This is a genomic window from Pseudomaricurvus sp. ABR4_320 (assembly GCF_056159445.1).
Map to the genome: position 1 here is coordinate 422,529 of NZ_JBSWVF010000002.1, position 22,959 is coordinate 445,487.

Annotated in this window: 25 protein-coding genes and 1 riboswitch; of the genes, 8 read left to right on the top strand and 17 right to left on the bottom strand. The window is 51.5% G+C overall.

What is annotated here, in order from left to right:
• Positions 1–19 precede the first annotated feature (19 nt).
• Together fdhD and ACXAFR_RS05055 are read left to right on the top strand one after the other, a co-directional pair.
• Positions 20–817: a formate dehydrogenase accessory sulfurtransferase FdhD gene (fdhD, locus tag ACXAFR_RS05050; RefSeq protein ID WP_475173009.1), complete on the top strand. Its 798-nt coding sequence runs from the start codon at positions 20–22 to the stop codon at positions 815–817.
• A 155-nt stretch (positions 818–972) separates the two neighbouring features.
• Entirely contained in the window at positions 973–1,791 is an 819-nt protein-coding gene (locus ACXAFR_RS05055; protein ID WP_475173015.1) for a TOBE domain-containing protein, read from the top strand.
• A gap of 43 nt (positions 1,792–1,834) precedes the next feature.
• Here the strand turns inward: ACXAFR_RS05055 and ACXAFR_RS05060 are convergent, their stop codons facing one another.
• From ACXAFR_RS05060 to ACXAFR_RS05110, 11 genes are read right to left on the bottom strand one after another with little or no spacing between them, the layout of a single operon-like run.
• Positions 1,835–2,200 (bottom strand): (2Fe-2S) ferredoxin domain-containing protein, encoded by a 366-nt coding sequence (locus ACXAFR_RS05060; protein WP_475173016.1) that lies wholly within the window; start codon positions 2,198–2,200, stop codon positions 1,835–1,837.
• Positions 2,193–3,551: a precorrin-3B C(17)-methyltransferase gene (gene cobJ, locus ACXAFR_RS05065; RefSeq protein ID WP_475173020.1), complete on the bottom strand. Its 1,359-nt coding sequence runs from the start codon at positions 3,549–3,551 to the stop codon at positions 2,193–2,195. The genes ACXAFR_RS05060 and cobJ overlap by 8 nt, the downstream gene beginning before the upstream one ends.
• Entirely contained in the window at positions 3,538–3,981 is a 444-nt protein-coding gene (locus ACXAFR_RS05070; protein WP_475173025.1) for a cobalamin biosynthesis protein, read from the bottom strand. The genes cobJ and ACXAFR_RS05070 overlap by 14 nt, the downstream gene beginning before the upstream one ends.
• Positions 3,981–4,760, bottom strand: a complete 780-nt coding sequence (locus tag ACXAFR_RS05075) for a cobalamin biosynthesis central domain-containing protein (protein ID WP_475173030.1) — start codon at positions 4,758–4,760, stop codon at positions 3,981–3,983. Before ACXAFR_RS05075 ends, ACXAFR_RS05070 begins: the two co-directional genes overlap by 1 nt.
• Positions 4,761–4,764: 4 nt before the next feature.
• The gene (cobI, locus tag ACXAFR_RS05080; protein WP_475173034.1) at positions 4,765–5,571 is read right to left on the bottom strand and encodes a precorrin-2 C(20)-methyltransferase; all 807 of its coding nucleotides are present in this window, start codon (positions 5,569–5,571) and stop codon (positions 4,765–4,767) included.
• Positions 5,568–6,875 (bottom strand): precorrin-6y C5,15-methyltransferase (decarboxylating) subunit CbiE, encoded by a 1,308-nt coding sequence (gene cbiE / locus ACXAFR_RS05085; protein WP_475173039.1) that lies wholly within the window; start codon positions 6,873–6,875, stop codon positions 5,568–5,570. The genes cobI and cbiE overlap by 4 nt, the downstream gene beginning before the upstream one ends.
• Complete coding sequence (locus ACXAFR_RS05090) at positions 6,875–8,029, bottom strand: cobalt-precorrin-5B (C(1))-methyltransferase (RefSeq protein WP_475173045.1); 1,155 nt, start codon at positions 8,027–8,029, stop codon at positions 6,875–6,877. The genes cbiE and ACXAFR_RS05090 overlap by 1 nt, the downstream gene beginning before the upstream one ends.
• Before the next feature lie 32 nt (positions 8,030–8,061).
• Positions 8,062–8,730 carry a precorrin-8X methylmutase gene (locus ACXAFR_RS05095; protein ID WP_475173049.1) on the bottom strand — a complete coding sequence of 223 codons (669 nt, stop codon included), beginning with the start codon at positions 8,728–8,730 and terminating at the stop codon, positions 8,062–8,064.
• Positions 8,727–9,590 (bottom strand): sirohydrochlorin chelatase, encoded by an 864-nt coding sequence (locus ACXAFR_RS05100; RefSeq protein ID WP_475173054.1) that lies wholly within the window; start codon positions 9,588–9,590, stop codon positions 8,727–8,729. The genes ACXAFR_RS05095 and ACXAFR_RS05100 overlap by 4 nt, the downstream gene beginning before the upstream one ends.
• The gene (gene cobM, locus ACXAFR_RS05105; RefSeq protein ID WP_475173060.1) at positions 9,583–10,398 is read right to left on the bottom strand and encodes a precorrin-4 C(11)-methyltransferase; all 816 of its coding nucleotides are present in this window, start codon (positions 10,396–10,398) and stop codon (positions 9,583–9,585) included. Before cobM ends, ACXAFR_RS05100 begins: the two co-directional genes overlap by 8 nt.
• 1 nt (position 10,399) lies before the next feature.
• Positions 10,400–11,071, bottom strand: coding sequence for an energy-coupling factor ABC transporter permease (locus ACXAFR_RS05110; RefSeq protein WP_475173063.1), 672 nt, complete (start codon positions 11,069–11,071; stop codon positions 10,400–10,402).
• A gap of 133 nt (positions 11,072–11,204) precedes the next feature.
• A riboswitch (cobalamin riboswitch) is annotated at positions 11,205–11,438 on the bottom strand.
• Between the two features lie 190 nt (positions 11,439–11,628).
• Here ACXAFR_RS05110 and ACXAFR_RS05115 point away from each other — a divergent pair.
• Positions 11,629–12,351 carry a VIT1/CCC1 transporter family protein gene (locus tag ACXAFR_RS05115; RefSeq protein WP_475173067.1) on the top strand — a complete coding sequence of 241 codons (723 nt, stop codon included), beginning with the start codon at positions 11,629–11,631 and terminating at the stop codon, positions 12,349–12,351.
• Between the two features lie 21 nt (positions 12,352–12,372).
• Here the strand turns inward: ACXAFR_RS05115 and ACXAFR_RS05120 are convergent, their stop codons facing one another.
• Positions 12,373–12,687: a hypothetical protein gene (locus ACXAFR_RS05120; RefSeq protein ID WP_475173072.1), complete on the bottom strand. Its 315-nt coding sequence runs from the start codon at positions 12,685–12,687 to the stop codon at positions 12,373–12,375.
• A 115-nt stretch (positions 12,688–12,802) separates the two neighbouring features.
• Here ACXAFR_RS05120 and ACXAFR_RS05125 point away from each other — a divergent pair, with 115 nt between their 5' ends.
• Both ACXAFR_RS05125 and ACXAFR_RS05130 read left to right on the top strand, forming a co-directional pair.
• Complete coding sequence (locus tag ACXAFR_RS05125) at positions 12,803–12,925, top strand: hypothetical protein (RefSeq protein WP_475173075.1); 123 nt, start codon at positions 12,803–12,805, stop codon at positions 12,923–12,925.
• 157 nt (positions 12,926–13,082) lie between these two features.
• Positions 13,083–13,571 carry a DnaJ domain-containing protein gene (locus ACXAFR_RS05130; RefSeq protein WP_475173077.1) on the top strand — a complete coding sequence of 163 codons (489 nt, stop codon included), beginning with the start codon at positions 13,083–13,085 and terminating at the stop codon, positions 13,569–13,571.
• Between the two features lie 43 nt (positions 13,572–13,614).
• On the opposite strand, the gene ACXAFR_RS05135 is transcribed toward ACXAFR_RS05130, so the two are convergent.
• Complete coding sequence (locus ACXAFR_RS05135) at positions 13,615–14,241, bottom strand: pyridoxamine 5'-phosphate oxidase family protein (protein ID WP_475173079.1); 627 nt, start codon at positions 14,239–14,241, stop codon at positions 13,615–13,617.
• A gap of 96 nt (positions 14,242–14,337) precedes the next feature.
• Between ACXAFR_RS05135 and ACXAFR_RS05140 the strand changes: the two genes are divergently transcribed.
• Positions 14,338–15,114 carry an AraC family transcriptional regulator gene (locus tag ACXAFR_RS05140; RefSeq protein ID WP_475173085.1) on the top strand — a complete coding sequence of 259 codons (777 nt, stop codon included), beginning with the start codon at positions 14,338–14,340 and terminating at the stop codon, positions 15,112–15,114.
• A gap of 17 nt (positions 15,115–15,131) precedes the next feature.
• Here the strand turns inward: ACXAFR_RS05140 and modC are convergent, their stop codons facing one another.
• Genes modC through modA form a run of 3 tightly spaced genes read right to left on the bottom strand, consistent with a single transcriptional unit; the run spans position 15,132 to position 17,793 of the window.
• Positions 15,132–16,244 (bottom strand): molybdenum ABC transporter ATP-binding protein, encoded by a 1,113-nt coding sequence (gene modC / locus ACXAFR_RS05145; protein WP_475173091.1) that lies wholly within the window; start codon positions 16,242–16,244, stop codon positions 15,132–15,134.
• Complete coding sequence (gene modB, locus ACXAFR_RS05150) at positions 16,234–16,932, bottom strand: molybdate ABC transporter permease subunit (RefSeq protein WP_475173097.1); 699 nt, start codon at positions 16,930–16,932, stop codon at positions 16,234–16,236. The genes modC and modB overlap by 11 nt, the downstream gene beginning before the upstream one ends.
• 6 nt (positions 16,933–16,938) lie before the next feature.
• Positions 16,939–17,793 (bottom strand): molybdate ABC transporter substrate-binding protein, encoded by an 855-nt coding sequence (gene modA / locus ACXAFR_RS05155; RefSeq protein WP_475173104.1) that lies wholly within the window; start codon positions 17,791–17,793, stop codon positions 16,939–16,941.
• A 367-nt stretch (positions 17,794–18,160) separates the two neighbouring features.
• Here modA and ACXAFR_RS05160 point away from each other — a divergent pair, with 367 nt between their 5' ends.
• Together ACXAFR_RS05160 and ACXAFR_RS05165 are read left to right on the top strand one after the other, a co-directional pair.
• Complete coding sequence (locus ACXAFR_RS05160) at positions 18,161–19,564, top strand: alginate export family protein (protein WP_475173108.1); 1,404 nt, start codon at positions 18,161–18,163, stop codon at positions 19,562–19,564.
• Positions 19,565–19,606: 42 nt separating this feature from the next.
• Positions 19,607–20,239 (top strand): uracil-DNA glycosylase, encoded by a 633-nt coding sequence (locus tag ACXAFR_RS05165; protein WP_475173110.1) that lies wholly within the window; start codon positions 19,607–19,609, stop codon positions 20,237–20,239.
• Here ACXAFR_RS05165 and hrpB read toward each other — a convergent pair.
• On the bottom strand, positions 20,236–22,773 hold the full coding sequence (gene hrpB, locus ACXAFR_RS05170; RefSeq protein WP_475173113.1) for an ATP-dependent helicase HrpB: 2,538 nt from the start codon (positions 22,771–22,773) through the stop codon (positions 20,236–20,238). The two genes, ACXAFR_RS05165 and hrpB, sit on opposite strands and share 4 nt — an antisense overlap.
• Between the last annotated feature and the right edge of the window lie 186 nt (positions 22,774–22,959).

Below are 22,959 nucleotides of genomic sequence, written 5' to 3' on the forward strand. Positions count from 1 at the left end.
TCCTGATAATGAGAGATCTATGAAGACCGATGGTTTAACACAAGAGCCGGGTGTACGGCATGCACCTGTAAAGACCTGGACTCCGGAGGGGCTAGTCAGTCGTGAAGACTGCATCGCGAGCGAGGTCCCGGTCGCACTGGTTTACAATGGTATCGCCCATGTGGTGATGATGGCTACTCCGGATCATTTGCGTGAGTTTGCCTGGGGATTCAGTCTTACCGAAGGTATTATCCAGTCCGCTTCCGAAATATACGATATTGAGCTCACCGAGCGACCAGAAGGTTATGAGGTGAATATTGAGTTGGCCAGTCGCTGCTTTCAGGCGTTAAAGGAAAAGCGCCGCACCTTGGTTGGCCGCAGTGGTTGCGGTTTATGCGGCGCTGAAACACTCGCGCAGATTCGCCAGGACCTGCCCCAGGTTATAGCGCCCACAGTAAGTCACCAGGCGGTGCAGCGCGCTTTGGCGCATCTGCAACAGCATCAACCCCTGCAACAGCAGACCGGCGCCGTACACGGGGCGGCTTGGTGCTCTCCCGAGGGAGGCATCAAGGTGTTGTTTGAGGATGTGGGGCGTCACAATGCCCTTGATAAATTGATCGGCCATCGTCTGCAATCGAGCGACAGTACATCGGGATTTGTGTTGGTTTCCAGTCGAGCCAGCTACGAAATGGTACAGAAGTGCGCCCTGGCGGGCATTGGTATGCTGGTATCCGTGTCGGCGGCGACGGATATGGCGGTCAAGCTTGCCGGGCAATGCTCAATGCGCCTGATTGGTTTTGCCAGGACAGATCGACACGTTATTTATACGATCGAGTAAGTTGTCATGAATACACTGTGTCGCACGTACGCCGAAAATTCATCCACCTAGGCTCGATGCACCATTTCCAGTGTGTTAATTGATTTCAACGGGGTAGTCAATGCCCGAAAACCTTTCGAAGGGAAGGTCGGCAGTCCGATTTTGAGTCGTTTTCCATGAAAAAAAATACTAGTGACAAAACACCCGCACCGCAGCGTTTATTAGCCAGTTTGTCGTTTGGCGGGGAACGGGTGGGCATCGCTGCGGAGCAGATTCGCCTGTTGCAGGCGATCGATGATTCCGGGTCAATCAGTGCGGCGGCGAAAGTTGTCGGCATCAGCTATAAAACCGCTTGGGAGCGTGTCGATGCCATGAACAATTTATCGGGTCGCGCTTTAGTGGATCGCTCCACCGGTGGTGCTGGCGGTGGCGGCACACGTTTAACGGATTTTGGTCGTCAAACCGTGCAGGGCTTTTTGGCGTTGGTCGAAGAACACCAGTCTTATTTGCAACGCCTAGCCAACAAAGTGCAATCTGTCGAAGATCTGGCGTCGTTTGTCGATATAGGCACCGTCAAAACCAGCGCCCGTAATCAATTGCGAGGAAAAATTGTAACGATTGGTGAGGGCGCAACCAATAATCTGGTGCAGGTACAGGTTTCCAGCGAGGTGATGTTGACGGTGGTAATGACTCGTGAGAGTGCTATCGCCATGGGCGTGCAGGAAGGCCTTAATTGCATTGCGCTTATTAAGGCGTCTTCTGTCTTAGTTGCAAAAGATCTTACTCTCCAGTTGAGTGCCCGCAATTGTTTAACCGGGAGAATTCAACGCATCACACTTGGCAGTGTTAACAGCGATGTGGTTGTCGATCTCGGCGGCAGTAAATCCCTCTGCGCTAATATCAGTAATGACAGTGTCAGTGAGCTGTCGCTTTCTGTTGGGGACACGGTAAATACCTATATAAAGGCTTCCAGTATTATTTTGTTGCTGGAGTGATCTAAATTTTTAATACTGCAACGTAAGTCATCAAGCCGTTTTTCTAACTTCCCTGATTATGACCACGGTGATAAATCAACTCCTGAACTGGATTACCATCGACCAAATGCTCCTGAATGATGCGATCCATATTGGCGTCGGTCACATTGTAGTACCAGATTCCATCTGGCTGTACACACATTAATGGGCCCGAGCGGCAGCTGGCAAAACAGGTTGCTCGAGTTCGCTTTACTCTAAGCGCACCCTTATCAATGCCCGCAGCTTTGAACTTAGCGCCCAAAGAATCAAACAGCGCTTGTGACTCTCCGTTCTCGGTGCAGCGTGGTCCGGTGCAAATCACCAAATGCCGATGGTAGCTGCCCATCTTGGGGGGAATCAGCGTCACCGGGGCTTCTTCAATGTCAGGCATAATGTTGTATCTCACGGTCGTTTTGAGTGGTCTTTATCGTGTTTTCTGGCAAAGAAAGTTCGAGAGTTGTCTTTGCTAAATCTGTTGAGTGTTCGGGCTTTATAATGAGTAGAGGGCGCCCGCGCTGGTCACACAAATACAGCCCCTGAATCTTTCCGCGACAGCTAACAAGCCATGATGAATGAACTCGGTCCCAGTGGATTTGCAGCGTGAGTTGATCACGTGCAAAAAGTAACGCATTAGATCTTACCTGAAGGTCAGAACTGTTGGCGGGTATTGTACACGAGACGCCAAGGTCTGATCCGGTCTGCAGATTGATCTGTCCCCAGCTTTGGAGCAATGCGACACAGTGTTCCGCTGGCAGAGAAGGCAGGTCGACGGTTTGCCATATGCTTTCTTGCTCGGCTCCGTGCGCCTTGAGCGCTTCCAGGATATCGGCGACCGACATGGAAAACGCATCTGCTGCACTGATCGGATCGTTTGAGTCGTTACCGGTCAGCCAGTGCATGGCTTGTTGCTTCCAGCCATCCAACCCCATGGATAACGATCTGCCAGACGTTTCTCCGGTCTTTACAGATGCTTGCTGACTGGACAGCGTGTATTTTGATTTATAACCGCGGGGCGTTACCATAATATTGTGATCCACATAGGTATTGCTGTTACCGACAATGACGGTGGTCAGCATGCCAATATCACAATCGGCCATGACATCAAGGGTGGTCATTTCAATATTTTGGCGGCGTCGATAGGCGGATTTTACCAGGGCGACAGGAGTCTGCGGTGATCGGTACTGCAGTAAAATGTTTTGTGCTTCGACGATTTGTTGCGTTCTGCGGCCGGACTTGGGGTTGTAGAGCGCAATGACGAAATCACTGTCAGCTGCTGCATGCAAACGCTTGTTAATGACGGGCCAAGGCGTCAGCAAGTCGGAGAGAGAAATCGTACAGGCGTCGTGGGTAAGCGGAGCACCGACAAGTGCTGCGCAACTGTTGATGGCAGATGCACCGGGAATTACTTCGACGGCGATGTCTGAATCGGGTCGCCAACCACTGTCGAGCAATACTTCATAGGTGGGGCCAGCCATGCCGTAAACACCGCTGTCTCCGGAGGAAATTAACGCGACTTGCTTGCCGGCCTTGGCTCGAGACAAGGCTTCATAGCAGCGGTCCAGTTCTTCAGTCATACCTTTGCGTATGACTTCTTTGTCTGCCAGCAGATCTTTAACCAATTTGATGTAGGTTGAATAGCCAATCACACAATCGGATTCTGCAATCGCTTCGCGGGCGCGCAATGTCATATGGTCGACACTGCCAGGGCCAAGGCCAATCAGAAATATTTTACCTTTTGTCATAGCAGGCGTTCCTAATGGGGGAATTCGTCAAGGGTAGATCTCGGATCTGCGCGATTGAAATGGTCGCGTTTTTTGCGTCAGGCCCTTTGTATTTGTATTTTTCTACCAGCAGCTGTTCGATATCGGCATTTGCAACCAACAATGCGGCAGCTTCGGCAACGGCGGGGGTACCGACATAACGTCGAACCGTTTCCGATGGGTTCGGCACAGGAACTTCGGCCAATTGTGCGGCAGGATAAAATCGCAACGGCCAGTCATACCAGGCCGCCAACAGTAAAAGGCCTTGTTCGTCGGATTTTAAATCGATGCTCGCCAGCTTACTGACACTGGTTAAATCGGCATTGATTTCGTGCAGCGCAAGTTGCAGGGCTCGATTCAGTGTGTGAAACGACGTGTCTCGATCACAGCCAATGCCAATGGCAAGTTTCATTAAGTTACCTCCAGCCTGCTTTCAGGAGGCCGGCTAACTGGAGGCCGATAGGCCACCAGTCGTTCGGGCAGTGAATCCCAAATCTCGCCATCAATGGTTCGTTGGGTCACCCAAAGAAACGCTCTAAAGCGGTCGAGATCGACATCTTCAAATCGGTCGAACAGGTGTATGTTGGAAGGGAGTGGTGTGCTTCTATTCCACCAGGTTTTGACGCCCGCTTCCTGAATAAAGGCAATAGGCTCGCCGTTAACAACAGCTGCAGAAACTCGTGTAATGTTGATTTTGGGGGCTTCAATTGTCCACCCTAACTCACGGCCCAGTATGTCAACGGGGATGGTTTGATTCACATCCGATGCGGTGGTCAGTACGGCTTGAGCATCCAAAATTTTCGCGATACTTTCTGCGCAGGCATTTGCGCCGCCGACGTGGCCTGAAAGTACAGGAATAACGTACTGACCGTGATCGTCGATGACCGTGACGCCGGGATCAGTATCTTTGGATTGCAAGTGCGGTGCAATAAGTCTGACAACCGCTCCTAGAGATACAAAAAAGACCAGCTGATCGAAATGAGAAAAGATCGCCGCAACTTGATCTTTGAGTGATCCTTCATAGAGGGATTTATGGTTATTGAGGTGCGAGACTTTTGAGCAGTATTTATCGGGTGCGACAATGTGAGCATGCGAAAGTTGGGATGCAAGCTCTGTCATCTGCTCGACGCCGTGTTTGGTAATCGCAATCAAAGCGATATTGAGGTTGTCGAGATCGGAAGGTGTAGGCATCGGGCTATAATTCCTGTGGGGAGGAGACGATTGCATCAGACGTTGAAACAGTTGATCGGGGTTTCTTGCGGCAGCCACGTAGTCGAGGCCCTTTCACTCGCGAAGGGTTTTTGACGATGAGTAGCGAGAGGTAGTTAACCTTCTGCTCTTCCAGCTGGGCGACATCATCGATAATTCGCTCGTCTTTCGCACCAGCTTTTTCGACAAAACGGCTGTGTTCAAGCAGTTTCCGTTGGCGTAACAGGGGAATAATATTAACCAGTTGTGGTTTTACTTTTAGAAGTACCAGCGTATCAAAATCATCGAGTAATCGATCGATGACATCAACACCGTAGGCTGCAGGTATGACCGCGACAGTATCGTCTACTTCTGCCAGCGGCTGTTGTAAACGAGCGCTGGCGGCGAGATAGGCGGGAACGCCAGGCAGAGTTTCAATGTCTATATCGGGCTGGATATCTCTAACCGCGTTCGCGAGGTGACCAAAGGTTGAATAGGTTGAGGCGTCACCTTCAACCAAAAAAAGGAGATCTCTACCACCTTGTAAAACCTTGAGTGCATTTGCCGCTGCGGATTGCCAGTAACGCTGTAGGATGGTCTGGTCATGAGTCATTGGAAATACCAATGCCATTCCATCGGGAGGAGGGCTGAGTCCGGCCGCTAGGGCAATCGATAGGGCGTAGCTTTCAGCCGATAATTTCCTCACTGGCCAACTCCAGCAGGCATCACTGGTCAAACAGTCCCAAGCACGCCTTGTAATCAGACCGGGATCTCCCGGTCCCAACGAAACACCTATCAATTTGCCGACGGTCATACGATGTTTTCCGTTGCCTGAGGGGACTTGTCTCGGCGAGAGGCCGAGACAATCCAGACGGGGTTGTCTGGCGAAAAGCGCGTCATGTTTAAAATTGGTTTGCTGTGGGAAATGTGTACCTGGCTTACTTGCGCCTCCAGTCCTACGTCTCGCAGGGTGTGCAACGCAGTGGATAGGTTTTCAATGGTGGCGAAATTTAAAACGAGCGATCCTTCAGGGTTGAGTCTGCTACTGGTATAGCGAATCAATTGATCTAGTTCACCGCCGGAACCGCCGATAAACACGGCATCGGGATTCGGCCACTGATCAATCTGCGCCGGAGCCTTGCCCTGTTCAACCTGATAATTGAAGACAGAAAGCTGACGTTTGTTGGCGCGGGCATTGATGACATCCTGCTCGTTTTTTTCAATGGCATAGACGAATCCCTTGGGACACAAACGTGCGGCTTCAAGACCGACGCTGCCAGAGCCGGCGCCAATATCCCAGACAATGCTGGTGATTTTTAGCTTAAGGCGGGCAAGCGTGATGGCTCTCACGTCTCGTTTCGTGATCAATCCACGTTCAGGAAATCGTTGCTGGTAATGAGTATCCTCATAGCCGAAGATCTGGGGCTGCGGCTTTGGCTGGCTGCGCCAAAGCAGAACAACGTTGGGACTGGCGAAGCGCCTGTGCGTCAGCTGTTTAATGGGAATATTGCTGATCAGTTGTTCTGTCTCACGTTCCAGGTGTTCCGCGATGGCCATTTGATACTCTTCATCCTGTTCCGTCGCAACCAGCAGGCGAGCAATGCGATCGGGAGAGTTATCCGGGCTGGTTAACACCGCAATGGGGCGATCATCGGAAAGAGCCTGGTGTAATTGATACAGGCCGTGCTCCGGACCGGATGACGCCTGCCAATCTCCGCAATCTTTCGTGTGAATGGAGCAGATAATGAGTTGTTGCCAGGGCAGGCATAAGCGTGCGCAAGCCAGCTGAATCGTTGACACATTGGGCAGGACTTCCAGTCTGTCGACACAGAGACGACTGGCAAGATAACCGGCAATGCCGTGGCACAGTGGATCGCCCGAGGCGAGCACCACGCAATGCAAACCGTCATTAAGGGCATCGCGAATCCAGTCAATGGCATCACTTAGTCGACCGGTGAAATCTTTTGTAATGCAGTCTTTGTTAAGGCTTTGTTGACACAATTGCAGAGCGTTGGTCGAGCCAATAACAAGCTGTGCTCCTTTCATTCGTTGCATTGCCTGTTGTGACAAAGACGCGATGCCGCTGTCCAAAATGCCAATAATGGTGCACCTTTGCATTAGTGGGCCCTCTGTTCGTTCGCGGGGACTGCCGTTGCTTTTGTGAGATGGGTAGAGTCAGCTTCGGCAATCTGCTCGCCGTTGAAATCGCACATCAGTACTCGCAGCCGAAAGGTGTCTGGGTAGTTCTTCAAAATTTGTGTGACAACTCGGTTGGCAAGTCCCCGGTGAAAGCTGTCAGATAGACCGAGTTCGGCCATGGTTTCACTGGCGAATCGAGCGGTGGGTGCTGCGCGAATGGCCTCGCAGGTGGCCGTCGCTGCGCCGATTTCTTCGGCAATGTCAGCCAGCAATCCGGTATTGACTTGGGCGCGTCCCGCATGGGTTATGGTTTCGCCTTGAGCCATTTTGGTGAGCTTGCCAACCATGCCGCCGATGACAACATCCTGAAGTTGGCATTCCACCGCGGTATCCAGGGCATAGCTGAGAAAATCCCCCATTTGGATAAAGCACGCCGGTGCCAGAGTCGGTAGCGCCTTCATGACGAAGCTTTCTGTGCGGCCACCAGTGGTCAGCACAATAGTGGTGTTGCCCTGCTTTGCGGCAACTTGGATGCCCTGTATCACGCTGGCTCTGAAGGCGCTGGTCGAGTAGGGCTTGACGATACCTGTTGTTCCTAGAATCGATATGCCACCTAAAATACCCAGGCGCGCATTTAAGGTTTGTTTGGCCATCTCTTCGCCGCCGGGAACAGAAATGGTAACGTCTAAGCCATCGTTAATGAGCAGTTCATGGGCGATGGTTCGCACATTCATTTGAATATTTGCCATAGGCACCGGATTGATCGCCGGACCACCGACCGTGAGGCCCAGGCCGGATAACGTGACTTGGCCGACACCGCGACCACCGAGAATTTGAATTTGCTCTGCCTTGCCAGGCTTGCGGATAACATCGGCGGTAATGCGAGCGCCGTGGGTACAGTCAGGATCGTCGCCAGCATCTTTACAGATAACCGCATGGGCGTGATTCCCTTGTAAGTGGCCGTCTTCAACGTGAAAGGTAACTTGTTGCAGATTCGGCAACTGACAGGTCACGGTTTCTGGAACTTTGCCTTCAAGCAATCCCAAGGCAGCAGCGGAAGCCGCGGCCGCCGCACAGGCACCGGTGGTATAGCCGGTGCGTAGGCGTTCTTTGGGGGGAATTTTCTTTTTCACCACAGGCTCATCACGTTGGAATCTGCGCTTGCTTACGCCGTTTGGGTTGCCAGTGAAAAGAGTGCATGAATCGCCGCAACAACCAGGGTGGAGCCACCTTTGCGGCCCGTGGTGGCTATCCAGGGAACGGCGTCGATACTCTCCAGTAGGGCTTTGGATTCCGCGGCAGAGACAAATCCGACGGGCATACCAATCACCAGCGCGGGCTTCAGTTGTTCTTCCCGAATCATGCGAATAGTTTCCAAAAGTGCAGTGGGTGCGTTGCCGATACCAACAATGCTGTTATCCAACAAGCCTTGATCTCGGGCTTTACGCATAGCCATAACCGCACGTGTGCTGTTATTCGTTTTTGCGTCGAGAATGACGTCATCATCACTGATAAATTGGTGGGTATGGCATCCAAAATGTGCGAGCCTGGGTTTGGACAAACCCACGCAAATCATTTCGACGTCAGCCACGATGGCGCAGCCGGATTGAATGGCGTTGAGTCCCGCCGTAATTGCCTGGGGGTGGAACGCGGTGCGCCCGTTGAACTCAAAGTCAGCGGTTGCGTGAATCATGCGGCGCACCACTTGCCACTCGCCATCGCTATAGGTGTGCTGACCGGCTTCGCGATCGACGATCGCGAAAGACTCATGCTCGATGGCTTGTCCCAGTTTTGTCAGTTGTTCCGTTGCTGATGAAGGGGGGCGAGACGTCATACGCGGATGGATTCCTGTAGTGGATGGCTGTGGTGGTGATGTTGATGGCCATGTTCTTCAGCCAGTTCACGATATTTGCACCCATCACAGGGCAGAGCATTACGGCTATCGCCATTGCGAGCGTGAGCAACGCGCTGATTGAGTAATTCAAATATTTCCGCTTCGAAGCCAAAGTACTTCATGGCGATAATTCGCTGATGGGGATATTGCTGTTTGAGATTTTCGACCTGGCGATCAATACGCTGTATCAATTTTCCAGTAAACAGATAGTAGGGCAGGACGACCACTTGCATGGCGCCCAGGCGTATTTGTTGCTGAACGACTTTTTCAAGGCGTGGCCAGGTAATACCGGTAAACGCAATATCCATAATTTCGTGTTTCGAAGACTCTTGTAACCAGCGAGCCATCTTGGCGACTTCGCCATTGGCCTGCCGATCGCTTGATCCCCGGCCCAAAAGAACAATCGAGGTGGTTTGAGGGTCGGGATGGTCGAGTTCTGCCATCGCCTGCTGAAGACGTCGCTTCAAAATCGAAAGAATGTGGTCATTGGCACCGAGGTGCGGCATCAGTGTGAAGTCAACATGGGGGAACTCCAAACGCGCCGCGGCCACTGCGGCGGGAATTTCCATTTTTACGTGACCCGCTGCATTGAGAATCAAAGGAATGACCACTACTTTACGGGCGCGCCTCGCGGCTTGTTGCAAGCCTTGGTGCAAGAGAACTTCGGCAAATTCGATGTAGCAAACATCAATGTGAAGATCGGGTCTCGCGTGTCGCCACTGAAGCGCAAATTTTTCGATTTCCTCGTTGCCTTGTCGCTCTCTGGATCCGTGTCCAATCAGAAGAATTACGTCATCCATTAGTTGGCTCCTCGATGCTGCTGGAAGGCGGCACCGTTGCTTTGCGAAAACGATGACTGAAGTCAGCGCTGTAGAGTTTCGATTTAATGAGAGTTGTTTTTGACCTGGCTTCAAGCGTCGGGCTGATAATAATCATCGCTTGGCTAACAATGTTTTCTTGTTGGCAGTCGTCTCTTAGCTTGCGCAAGTTCGTTCGCACTACTTTTTCCTCGTTCGGCCAGCTGGCTTTCTGCACAACCAGCACCGGGCTGTCATCGCTCCAACCGGCAGCTAACAATTCTGTGCGCACGGTTTTTAATAGCGTGATCGAAAGAAACAGGCAGAGGGTGCAATGGTGTTGCGCGAGAGACGAGAGCTGTTCTCCATCGGGCATTGGTGTACGACCGGCGACACGGGTAAAAATAACGGTTTGCGTAATTTCCGGAAGCGTTAGAGATTCCTGAGCAATTGCCGCCGCTGCCAGCGCTGATGAAATACCCGGTACCACTTGTGTGGAGATGCCTGCGGCGTCCAGTGGTTGAAGCATTTCCGTTAATGCACCGTACAAAGTTGGATCACCGGTTTGCAGTCGAATGACAGTCGTGTGGTTGTTCGCTTTGTCGATGAGCCACGCGGTGATTTCCTCCAGTGTCATACCCTTGGAGTCTTCGATCGCACAGTGTGATGGCGCCCATTGCAGTGCCGCCTGTGACACCAGGGATCCGGCATAAAGAATCGCGTCGGCTGATGCGATAAGGTCGCGACCGCGCACAGTGATTAAATCCGCAGCACCGGGACCAGCGCCGACAAACCAGACACAACCGGCCATCTTAATAACCCGGAGTGGCAGCTTGTTTATCTACGGCGTTTTTAGAAACGCAGGTTTTTGTGAGTATGGGGGCCACAACCGACCTTGCTGGCAGTGTACGCAATAGCCGAATAGTTCCCAGTGTAAGCAGTGGTTCAATCACGAGCATTGGCAGATAGCTTGACGCCCAAGCCAACCAGGCTGTTGAAGAGATCTGTGCGTCACTCAAGGATAGCCAGAAACCAACCATCATGACGATGCCGCTGTAGTAAATGCCATCAAAAGTGACAAGCTGTTGCCAGCCAAAGGACGTTTGAGCCTTGGATTTACGAAAGGTATCAACAGCGATCAATGGTATAATCAGGGTCAGTGAATTGACGCCTAAATGAATGAGATCGGTGGGCTCAAAGATCAATCCTTGTAGGAGTAATCCAACCGAGAAACCGAACAAGGTTGGCAGGAAACCCAGGCAGAGATAGATCGTCATGGCACCGATGAAATGGACCTCTGAGGGGCCAACAGCAAGATGGAAGCACTGCATAAACACGCTGAAAAAAAACGCCGCGACAGCCGTTTTAATCCAGAGTAATGGTTTAGTGAACAGCGGTTTAGCATAGCAGGCTAAAAGGCTCACCGTCGCCACATCGGCGCAGGCAACTTTAACCGCAGAGAGGGTAGCAGGTTCAATGTGCATCGCTCATTCCTTGCAAGCTTCGGCGGGGGAGCGATAGCGATCGAATACCACAAAGGGCAAGCGCAATGGCGCTGGTATCGACACGCCACCTGCCCTCCGCAGATTGTGTGGTGCAACTGCCAAATTACATGGTGCAGTTACTTACTATTAGGCCGGTATCCGGACTTGTGAGAGATTGACAGAGATACAGATCAATCCGAGCGACGCCTTCCCATGCGTTAGCACAGTGGCTGGTTGTCGAACGCGACTCACTTACCGTTGCGGGGGCAGTGCCGGAATGGCGAACAGTGTCTACTGTCGTTTCACCGGCTTCCCGTTTAACCGTTGGAGAGATAACTCCGCGGGCACCTGATTGAAGGAAATACTAAAGGAGCGAATTAATCTGTGCAACAAGAAGTGATGAAAAATATATGGCAGTCTGCTGTCGTCATGAAAAATAGTAAGAGTTCACTTACATAAATACGTGATGCTCATCGTGAAGTCTGAGCCGTTTGTGTTGTCATCAATCTGCCATCGGTCGGACTCGAAAATCGGGCTATAATGTTGATAAAAGTGCCATGAGAGAGTGGTTTATTATGCCGGGAACATTTATTAGTCACGCGGAAAATCATCGCTCTAACCGAGTCGGGTGGCTGCGTGCTGCCGTCTTGGGGGCGAACGATGGCTTGGTGTCGACGGCGAGCCTAATCGTCGGTGTCAGCGCCGCCAGTGTCACTCATTCCGACATTTTACTGGTCGGCGTGGCTGGTTTGGTGGCGGGTGCCATGTCGATGGCGGCCGGTGAGTATGTGTCTGTCAGTTCTCAGGCGGATGCTGAGAAAGCTGATTTAGAGATGGAGCAACGCTCCCTTGATGAGAGACCCGGATTTGAGCATCGAGAATTGGCGGCGATTTACCGGGAGCGGGGGGTAGATGCGGATCTTGCAAAAGAAGTCGCCAGGCAGCTGATGGACCACGACGCCTTGGGGGCTCATGCTCGAGATGAAATTGGTATTACTGATGTTGGCAGTGCGCAACCGATATTAGCGGCGGTGTCTTCCGCAGCGGCGTTTACGGTGGGTGCTCTGCTTCCCTTATTCGTTGCCTGGCTGTCGCCTTTGAGCTCGGTACTTTTTTGGGTGCCGGTGGCGTCGCTTTTATTTTTGGCGTTATTAGGTGGAATCGCTGCCAGTGTTGGCGGTGCCCCTGTCATGAAAGGCGCTCTGCGAGTTTTCTTTTGGGGGGCAATGGCGATGGCGCTAACCGCGTTGGTCGGCAAACTGTTTGGCGTGGCGGTATAGCCTGCATTAATACGAATCGGCTTACGACTTAACGTATTGATCTACCAACGTTTGTATCTTCAGTTTGATGATGTCTGCCAACATCAACATCTTACGTTCGTGTTCTTGGCGGGCGATATCATAAATTTGTTTTTTTAAGGATTCGTCGCTGTCCTTGGGGATGGTAATAGACCATTCCGTAAAAAAAGTATCGTAGCTGTCGATGGTTTTGATGAGTTCAAATTTGAGCTTTTCTCGATCCTTTTCAGGAATACTTGCCAAAGACCGTTCAATAATGGCCTCTAAATTCGATGGTTTTTGTTTTTTGGGAACAGGAAATTGAATAATTTCAGACATAATTTTCTCTGTGCAGGGGTTCCCTTGGCTATTTGACTCAAACTAATCCTGTTAACATTTTCCTGGTTTATCATCATTCATGCCAAATCATGCAAAAGCGGCGCGGAGGGCTTCTGTGGTCAGTAGCGAATATCCTGACATTCGCGATACGCCCGCTGCGGGTTTCTGTGTTATCGATGTTCGCGTTTGGGGGCGTCTAACGGACGGTGATATCGAGCTGCGACGCCATTGTTGTTAATCCAACATTTTGTACAGAAATTTCGTCATGCTGACGAATTTAAGACATGTTTTGCCGGCTGGATTCTGCTCCTGAGGGCGATTTAGGGAAAACACTCGGCTGGTGTATTTCTTGCGACAGCGGCTACACGTATTCATCAACGTAGAGCGCGATTGCGATGGAAGAAGACGATTGGATTATCTGGAATGGGGCTCATGGCGTATTTGACCGTGTCACTTTGGGAGAGCTGGAAGACGGTCAGGCATGGTTAGAAGAACCTTATGATATGGTCGGGCCTTTCGATCTTGACGAGCTATTAACATCCGGTCGAATTCACTTTGCCGCCTGCATCGTTATGACGCAAGCGCGCTGGCAATTGGATCAACAGCAGTTACGAAGAAATTCGATGCGTCAGCGACGAGCCGCTGACGAGCGCCGGTCTCGCCGTCAATCTTACTACAATCAGCGCAACGCAACGCCACCACACATTGAGCATGAGCATCGTCATCATTTGGGCTTGCCAAAAGACGGTAAACTTCAGGTTACACAAATCAAAGCAGCCTATCGCCGTCTTGCCCAAAAAGCCCACCCCGACACAGGCGGAGATGCTGAGTTGTTTGTGAAAATCACTCAGGCGAGGGATGCGTTGTTAAAGATTGCGTCATAAGGTTGTTGTTCCAGCCTTTGCTCGAAATCAATGCGATAAACGCCTAACCATAGAGGTTTTCCTGTATGGAACGATTGTACTGATCATCAATCGCTGCCGCAGCCGCCGCATCTTGATTCGTCATTGCAGCCAACATTTGGCCGGGACTGGGTAAGTTTTTTCGATCAAGTTGCGAGGAAGCATCCCATAAATGGGCTCGGTTTATGGCCTTGCCACAGTGAAAATAGACTTCTTCGACACTGACAATAATGGCAGTTTTCGGTGTCTTTCCATTTTCTGCCAAGGCATTGCATGCGTCCTTTGATGCTTTCAGTCGTCCCCGCCCGTTTATCCGCATAAAAACGTTCAGACCGGGAAAAAGAAACAGCATTCCCAGCCGATCATCCTGTTCTAAATTGCGTAAGGATTCGATTCGATTATTTCCAGGCCAATCGGCAAACGTGACCGTTTTACTGTTTAAGACTCGAACAAAGCCTGGCGGCCCACCTCGTGGTGAAGCGTCCAATCCATTTTTGCTGCCCGTTGCCAAGCAAAAAAAAGTTGCATGCGATAGGTATTGTTCATGGAACGAAATCAGTTCAGGCAGAACGGCTTTTTGGATGCGCTCTGATGGTGGGTCATACAAGCTGTCTAGGCTGGGGGGCGTCGCTGGTCGTTCGGTGTCGCTCATGGGGACCTCTGATAATTCGCGGAAGGTGTCACCATTGTCGCTGTGTTAAGCTGGCGTGACTAAGTGATTGACGCCAATTAATGGCGGTTTGCTGCCATGATCAAAGAAAAAATGGATATTGCGCTGGGTGACTCTGACGACCCCATTCTTGTCGCTGTGTGTGACGACAGCCCGGTTGAACACCGCTCCCTTGAGAGACATCAGCATGCAAGAGGCCAGCTTACCGGGCTCAGACAAGGGCTCTTTACTCTGGGAACCGAAATGGGTGCCTGGGTCATTCCCTCTGAATATGGCGTGTGGATGCCACCCCGACAGGCGCATTATGGTTATTCCCACGGGGCTGTGGAAATCTGGAGCTGTTACATCAGTGAACGCACCTGTGAAGCGCTTCCCAAGACGCCGTGTTTGGTCAAGATGACGGGGTTGCTGCGAGAATCCGTATTGCGTGCATCTCAATGGCCAGCGCAAGACTTAAGTGAACGTCAGGCTAGACTGGCGCTGGTTATATTGGACGAACTTTGTGCCGCGTCAACGGAGCCTTTTGGTTTAACCATGCCCAGCGATGCGCGCTTAGTGCGTATTGCTGAAGCGTTACTTAACGACCCTGGAGATCGTCGCAATGTCGGCGAGTGGGCGACATGGGCGGGTATCTCCGAGCGGAGTCTGAGTCGGCGATTTGTAACCGAGACTGGCTACACCTATACCGAGTGGCGACAACGGGCGCGGATTATGAGGGCTTTAGAAATGTTAGCCGATGGCGCTTCCGTAACCTCGGTGGCATTTGATTTGGGGTACGACAGTGTCAGCGCTTTTATCGCCTTGTTTAAACGTCTGCTGGGTTCAACGCCGTCTCATTATTTTGAGTCGTGTTAGGGATATGTTTATCAATATTAACGAGATAAAATAATCGCCACGGATTTAATCTGTGCCCACACCAGCTTGCCAATGCGCAGTTGTAATCGTGTGACTGATCGCTGGCTGACTCGTGCCACCAGCAGCGCATCCCCCAAACGCAGTTGCACCAACGCCAAACCAGGGTGAGAGTCGACGACGATGTCTTCGATCACCGTCGGCAGTATATTGGTGATGCTGGTGTCTTCGTGTTCACTGAGCGCAATACTGATATCTCTGGCGAGAATTCGTACGCGAACGTCTTGTCCGATAGGTACGCCGACATCGCGAAACCAGAGATCTTTTCCTGCCATGGTAATGCGGGCCATGTTCCAGTTAGGGTGGCGCTCGGTGACTCGTGCATCGAGAATGGCACCAGCGTCTTCCCCGAGCTTTATAGGCAGCTCAACACTGGAGAGAATGTCAGCGATGGGGCCATCAGCAATCACGGTTCCCTGATCCAACACCACGAGGTGGTCGGCCAGGCGGGCAACTTCTTCGGGCGAATGGCTGACATAGATAATCGGCAGTGAGAGTTCTTTTTTTAGCGTTTCCAGATAGGGCAAAATTTCCTGCTTTCTCGCTAAATCCAAGGCTGCCAGTGGTTCATCCATCAGCAGGAGTCGAGGTTTTATTAGCAGTGCTCTGGCAATGGCAACGCGCTGCCTCTCTCCGCCGGATAATTGCCCGGGATATTGCGACAGAACACTGCCAATGCCCAGCAGCTCAGCCGCTTGATCGATATTGAGAGGGGCGGGATGTTGATTGTTAAGTCGATCGGCTCTTTTTAGGGCAAAGTCGAGATTTTCTTGGGCGGTAAGATGGGGAAAAAGGCTGGCCTCCTGGAAAACATAGCCGATGGGGCGTTGATGGGGTTTGAGCCCCTTCTTACCGGATTGCCAAACGTTACCATTAAAGCTCAGCTCGCCGGCAATTCCATTTTCTAAGCCCGCAATAAATCTCAATAGGGTCGTTTTACCTGAACCGGAATGGCCATAAAAAACGGTGACACCACGGCCTGGCAAGTTTAGCTTTGCGTTGAGCGAGAAGGCATTGCGCTCGACGGAAACGTTTAATTGAATTCCCCGAGTGGGGTTGAAGTCAGTGCCCATGAGACAATCCCTGTGAATTGTTATTGCGGTTTAGGCTGTACAGCAAGGCTAAAACTAAAAACGAAAAAATCACCATGGTTAATGCCAGCCGGTGGGCTTGGCCATAGTCCATGGCTTCGACATGATCGTAAATCTGAACGGAAATGACTTGCGTGACGCCGGGAATATTGCCGCCAATCATCAGCACAACACCAAATTCGCCAACCGTGTGGGCAAAGCCTAAAACGGCGGCGGTGATAAATCCGGGGCGTGCGAGCGGCAGAATGACATGCCAAAAGCTATCCCAGGGACCGGCTCGCAAGGTTGCTGCAACTTCAACGGGGCGGCTGCCAAGTGCCTCTATCGCATTGTGGATGGGCTGCACCACAAAGGGCAGGGAATAGAGGATGGAAGCGATCACCAGTCCGGTGAAGGTGAAAGGCAATGTACCCAATCCCAGAGTCTGGGTGAGTTGCCCGAGCGGGCCGCTGGGGCCCATGACAACGAGTAGATAAAAACCTAACACCGAGGGTGGAAGAACCAACGGCAGTGCCACAATGGCGCTGACAGGGCCTTTCCATTTTGACTGTGTTCTCGCCAGCCACCAGGCGATAGGTGTTCCTATGATCAGCAGCAATACGGTCACCAGCGTCGCGAGCTTGAGCGTTAGACTGATCGCGACGATATCTGCCTCGGAATAAATGCCCACGCGGTATTACTCCTCCAGTCGATAACCGTAAGCGGTGATGATTTTTGAGGCCGCGTCACTTTTCATAAATTCAAGCAGGTCCGCAGCCGCTGCGTTGTCGATTCCTTTGTTGAGGAGTACAGCATCCTGTTTGATTGGATTGTGATAGGTCTCTGGCACTAGCCAGGCTGAGCCAGATATGAGGGACCCCTGTTGCCAAATCTGTGAAACGGCTACGAATCCCAATTGAGCATTGCCGCTGCTGACGAATTGGAACGTCTGCGTGATGTTTTCACCTTTCACCAGTTTTTTCTGAACCTGCTCAGAGAGATCGAGTTTTGCCAGGGTTTCCAGTGCGGCTTGGCCATAAGGGGCGAGACGCTCGTTGGCTATCGCAAGCTTGTTAAAGTCTCCGTCGATCAATGCCTGCGGACTGTCGTCAAGCTTTGTGGCATCAGCAGACCAAAGTGCCAGTGCTCCCAAGGCGTAGGTAAAACGAGAGGACTCGACGGCCAGTCCATCGTCGATTAGGGCTGTTGGTTTTTGCTCATCGGCGGATAAAAAAACTTCGAAGGGTGCGCCGTGGCTGATTTGCGCATAGAACTTGCCCGAAGATCCGAAGGCGACAACGGCTTTGTGTCCAGTCGTTTCTTCGTAACTTTTGATGATTTCCTTCATAGGCGCGGTAAAGTTTGCCGCGACGGCCACATGCACGGTATCTGCGATTGATACGGCAGATGCGGTGCCGGAGAGGAATAGAAGCAATAGGTGGCCGGTTACGCGGTGGCGTCGGGTACGGGAGACCATATCCATCACTACATTCCTGCGCTGGTGCCTTCCCAATGCCGTGATGAGGTTTTTCAATGAGTCGCGGTTGATCATGTTGTTGTCTCCTGCCTTAAACGGTTTTCACGGTAGATTTTGGAAATCTACTCAAAGTCATAACACTCTCGATATTTCCTAGAGTACATAACGCAATTGATGGGCCAAGTTGGCGAGGTCGATATCCCACGCAGTAAGAGGCTCAGATTGTGTCAATTTACCGCCTTTCAGCTGTATTGTCAGGTTTATGCTGTTAGATTCTCGCTAAATGTCGCTTACCTTACAGGGGGGGCGGTACTTTATTGCCTCTATTTCTGTGGCTTAAGCGATCATTGGGCAATGGCTTCGAATTTGCGTTATGTAGATTGTGATATAGCGATAAGCGTTATATTTTAGTCTATATAATGGAAGTCTGAAGGAAGGCGTTATGAGGTATTTTAGGAGGTTTGGTTACTGCAATCGCATCAATGGCTCGGTTTTGGCCACTGCTTTTATCTCTGTCTATGCTGGCAGCGGGATGGCTGCTGAGCCGTGGACTTTGAATGGGGCGATTGGCGGTGGCGAGGTATTTTCCATCAGTGGGGAGCAGCGTTTCCGCTATGAAAGCCTTGATGGTCAATTTAGACAAAGTTCTCTCGGCAGTGATCAAATTTTGGTTTCGAGAACCGACATCAACTTTGCGCTTAATGTTGCTGGCATACGTGTGGACGCCGAATTTATGGACTCTCGTCAGGATCTCGCCGATCGTGACTCCGCACTAACAACCGCGAGTGTGAATACGGCGGAGTGGATTCAAACCTCTTTGAGTTACAGTAAAGATGATCTGCTGGGCAAGGGGAGTCATAGCTATATCCGTGGCGGTAGAATTACCGTCGATGCCGGTAGCCGCCGTTTACTGGCTCGCAATCGCTATCGCAATACGATGAATACATTTACCGGAATTGATGCGGGCTGGGAATCCGCCAACGGAGATTTTTTGCAGGCGTTTTATTTGTTGCCCGTCACTCGATTACCTTCTGATATTGACAGCTTGCTGGATAATGAATCCGAGACGGACATAGAATCCTCCCGTGTAACCTTCCAGGGCGCATTTTTCAGTACGGCCAGGTTATTTCAAAATATAACGACGGAGCTCTATCTTTATGATCTGGATGAAGAGGATTCTCGATCAGCCGCCACCGCCGATCGGGATTTGCTGACAACAGGTTTTAGGGTGATGCGCAAATCAGCACCCAACGCAGTAGACTTTGACATTGAAGCTGCGTATCAAACCGGTGAATCCAGCTCATCAAGGAATTCTGAGGTGTTATTGGATCATCGTGCTTGGTTTGCCCATGGGCAAGTTGGCTATCGCTGGGAAACGCCATGGTCGCCGCAACTGGCGTTGCTTTTTGACTATGCCAGCGGTGATAAAGACCCTGACGATGGCGAAAACAATCGCTTCGATACGCTCTATGGCGCACGCCGGTTTGATTATGGACCCACCGGTATCTACGGGCCCTTTGCCAGAAGCAATCTGCTGTCACCGGGAATTCGCTTAGCCGTCAAGCCCTCTTCAAAGGTCGATTTGATGGTGACTCATCGCTGGTATCAGTTGGCGGAAAAGCGAGATGCCTGGACTTCGGCAAGCATCCAGGATGCGACAGGCCAATCCGGAAATGATTTGGGGCAGCAGTTGGAAATGCGTCTGCGTTGGTCATTGATTCCCAAAAGTGTTGATCTGGAATTTGGTGCGGCCTATCTGTTTGCCGGTGATTTTGCCGAGCGTGCAACGGGCGAGTCCCAGGAGGATTCCGTCTATTCCTACGCCCAGGTTAGCGTTCAATTTTAGAGTCTGGAATAATTCCATTAAGATTTTTTCTGATGGTATTTCATGAACGCCAGTCAATTGATTTCGTTACTCACGTCCGTGCAAAGCGAAAATGTGTTTAATCCTTACACGGATCGGTGCCTTCGCTACGATCGTTTCAATGCGCCACAGATTCGTCGCAGTAACCTGCGCGGTTTATGGCGTGCTGTGATGACGCGAGGTGTCGACAGTTTGTGGGTCGGTCGTGATCTTGGGTATCTGGGTGGGCGCCGTACCGGTTTGGCTCTCACCAGCGAGCCGGAATTAACGGCGGCAGCACAGCGTTACGGGATAGCGCTCAATAAAGCAACCAAGGGTGACGTTTTGGGTGAACGCACCGCTGCGTGTATATGGCAGCAGTTACCGGTGATTGATGCGCCCATTTTTATGTGGAATGTATTTCCTTTCCATCCCTATTTCGCGGGCGAACCTTTCAGTAACCGTGCTCACACGGCGGCGGAGCGTCGCATTGGTTTGGCAATTTTAGAGCCGATAATTGATGCTCTTCGGCCTCGTCGATTGGTTGGGCTAGGTAGAGATGCCGAGCAAATGCTTGCCCGCTGGAAGTCATCCCACTGTGTGGTATCGCTGCGGCATCCGAGTTATGGCGGGCAACCCATTTTTCGTCGCCAGTTGCGAGAGCTGTATGGGAGCTAAGGATTTGCTTTTTTTCTTTTGATCGAGCGACCCGGTTTTTCTTCCAGAGGTTTTTCTGGCCAGCGGTGTTTGGGATAACGTCCTCGCATTTCTTTGGCAATGTCAAAGTAAGAGGTCTGCCAGAAGTTTGCCAGGTCGCTGGTCGTTTGAATGGGACGGCGGGCAGGGGAGAGTAATTCGAATCGCAAGGGCGTATTGTGACCGAGAATTGGTGATGTGATTTCACCGAAGATTTCCTGAAGCTGTAAGGAGACTTTCGGACCTTGCTGAGGGTCGTAGACAATAGGCACGACGCTGCCGCTTGGTGCTGTATAGCGTTCTGGGGCTCTGTCAGATAGCGTGGTCTGTTCATCCCAGCTCAACAGCCCCGTCAGCAGGCTGGTAAGTTCAACGCGCTTTAACTCAGCAATGCTGGTGACATTGCTGAGATAGGGCAGTAGCCACTCCGACAGATTATTGAGTAGCCATTGTTCTGATATTTGCGGAAATTCCGGCAAGTTCTGTCCCAGCCACTGGACCCGCTCCAGCCAACGGCGGCACGCCGGTGTCCAATTGAGAAGCGTCAAACCGGCTTGTTGCAAAATGTCTGGCAACTTCTCCTGCAGTAAGGTTTCTGGGATCTCACTCAGAGGTGTGGATTTAAGGGTAATTGCTTGATACGTCTCACGCCGAAGGCCCGAGAGCTTTTCGCGATCAGCGTCAAAATGATAGGACTCTTCTGAGCGAATCCGGTGTTCCAGTAGAGGGCCGAGTTGCTGCCATTGCGCAGGCAGGGCTCTTAAAATCCTTCCGCCGGATTTTTGGCCATCGCTATCCGCGACAATCAGCCACGGATTCCCGACCAGGCTATCGGCTTCTGGAAGTGAAGCGCCACGCCCGTTGGCGAGAAGGTATTCGGAGGCATTGTTTGAGCGGCACTGTGCGATTCGATCGGGAAACGCATGGACGAGAGATTTGCAAGCGAGATGCTGCAGATCATCAAGAGATTGTTCGCGAACGCTCTTGGTCGATAGGTTTAATTGCTGTCGGTAACGCTGGCTATTTTTTAATAGCTGTTCGATTGCGGCACGTTTGATGGGGTACTGTTGCATCGCCAGTTTTCTGTCTTGGCGATACTCCTGGATTGCCAAGAGTCTGACGGTGATGTCGGTATTCCCTTCATGGGCGAGAATGTCGGCATCTTCCAGTAATGCAGCGAGATCGCAGGCGAGTAATTGCTGCTGCTCGTCTTCGGCACGTAATACCATGGTCGCGAGCCTCGGCGGTAATCCAGACTCTCTGGCCTGCTGTCCTAATGCCGTTACCTTGCCATTGTCGTCGACCAGTTCCAGTTCGATCAAAAGCTGTTGCGCCAAATCAAAATTGGCCTGCGGTGGTGGTGTCAGCCAGGGGATTTGGTTGTAGTTTGCGTATCCCCAGCAGGCGAGATCTAACAGCAGGCCACTGAGATCGGCTAGTTTTATATCCGGCGTTTGGAAGTCTGCGAGTTGGCCTTGTTCATTTTCGCCCCACAGCCGCAGGCAGTGGCCGGCCTGGGTACGGCCTGCGCGTCCTGCTCGTTGTTTGGCGGAAGCCTTGGAGATGCGCTGGGTGTGCAGTCGGGTCATACCGCTGCCTGGGTCAAACACCAGTTGTTTTTCCAGGCCGCAATCAATGACCTGGGTGATTCCATCAATCGTCAGGCTGGTTTCGGCAATGTTTGTGGAAAAAATGATGCGACGCTGACCCTGTGAATCGGCTCGTAATGCTTTTTCTTGTTGTGTCAGAGGTAGAGCGCCATACAGTGGCAACAGCAGGCTGTCATGTGTTTCCGGAAGTTCCTGTTGTGTTGCGGTGATGCAGCGCTTTATGTCGGATTGGCCGGGGAGAAAAATCAGTATATCGCCGCTGCGATTTTGCTGCAGGCAAAGCCGTAAAGCGTTCGTTACCTTTTTGGATAGAGGCTGTTTTGAGGTTCCCTGAAATTCAATATGGATGGGGTGGCCCCTGCCAGGGCATTCAATAATTGCCTCAGTGCCAAGATAATCGGCGATCTGCCTGGTGTCCATGGTCGCGGACATCACCAGCAGACGCAGGTCTTCCCGCAAGGTTTGTTGTACTTCCGAGGCAAGGAACAGCGCCAGGTCCCCCTGAAGAGAACGCTCGTGAAATTCGTCGAAGATGAGCAGTCCAATATCGTTCAATTCGGGATTTTGTTGGAGTTGTCGAATCAATATCCCTTCGGTGACAATTTCCAGGCGCGTCCGCTTGGAGACACGTTGATCATTGCGAACCCGGTAGCCAACCTGTTCACCTACCTTTTCGTCAAGTTGCGCGGCGAGATAGTGAGCGATCGACTTTGCCGCCACTCTACGAGGTTCCAGCATGACAATTTTTTGCTGTTCAAAGTGTGCCAGAGACAGCAGGCTCAAGGGCAATGCTGTCGATTTTCCTGCGCCTGGCTCGGCCGCCAAAACGACGGAGGGTGAATGGCCAAGTCTCTGATGGATGTCGGTAAGAACCTGGTGAATGGGAAGTGGATTAAAATTGCTCAAATGCGCCTCGTGTATTGAATTACCTAATTCGGTATTCCCCGAGGCGAAATAATAACTGACTCGTCGCCGTTTTTTTATCGCCTGAATTCGCGTTGCAAGGTGGCTCTAAAATGGTATCGGGAGAATTCTTGCGGCGCCCGGGCTGTATACGTTCAAACTTTACTTGCCAGAACCTCAGAATCACTC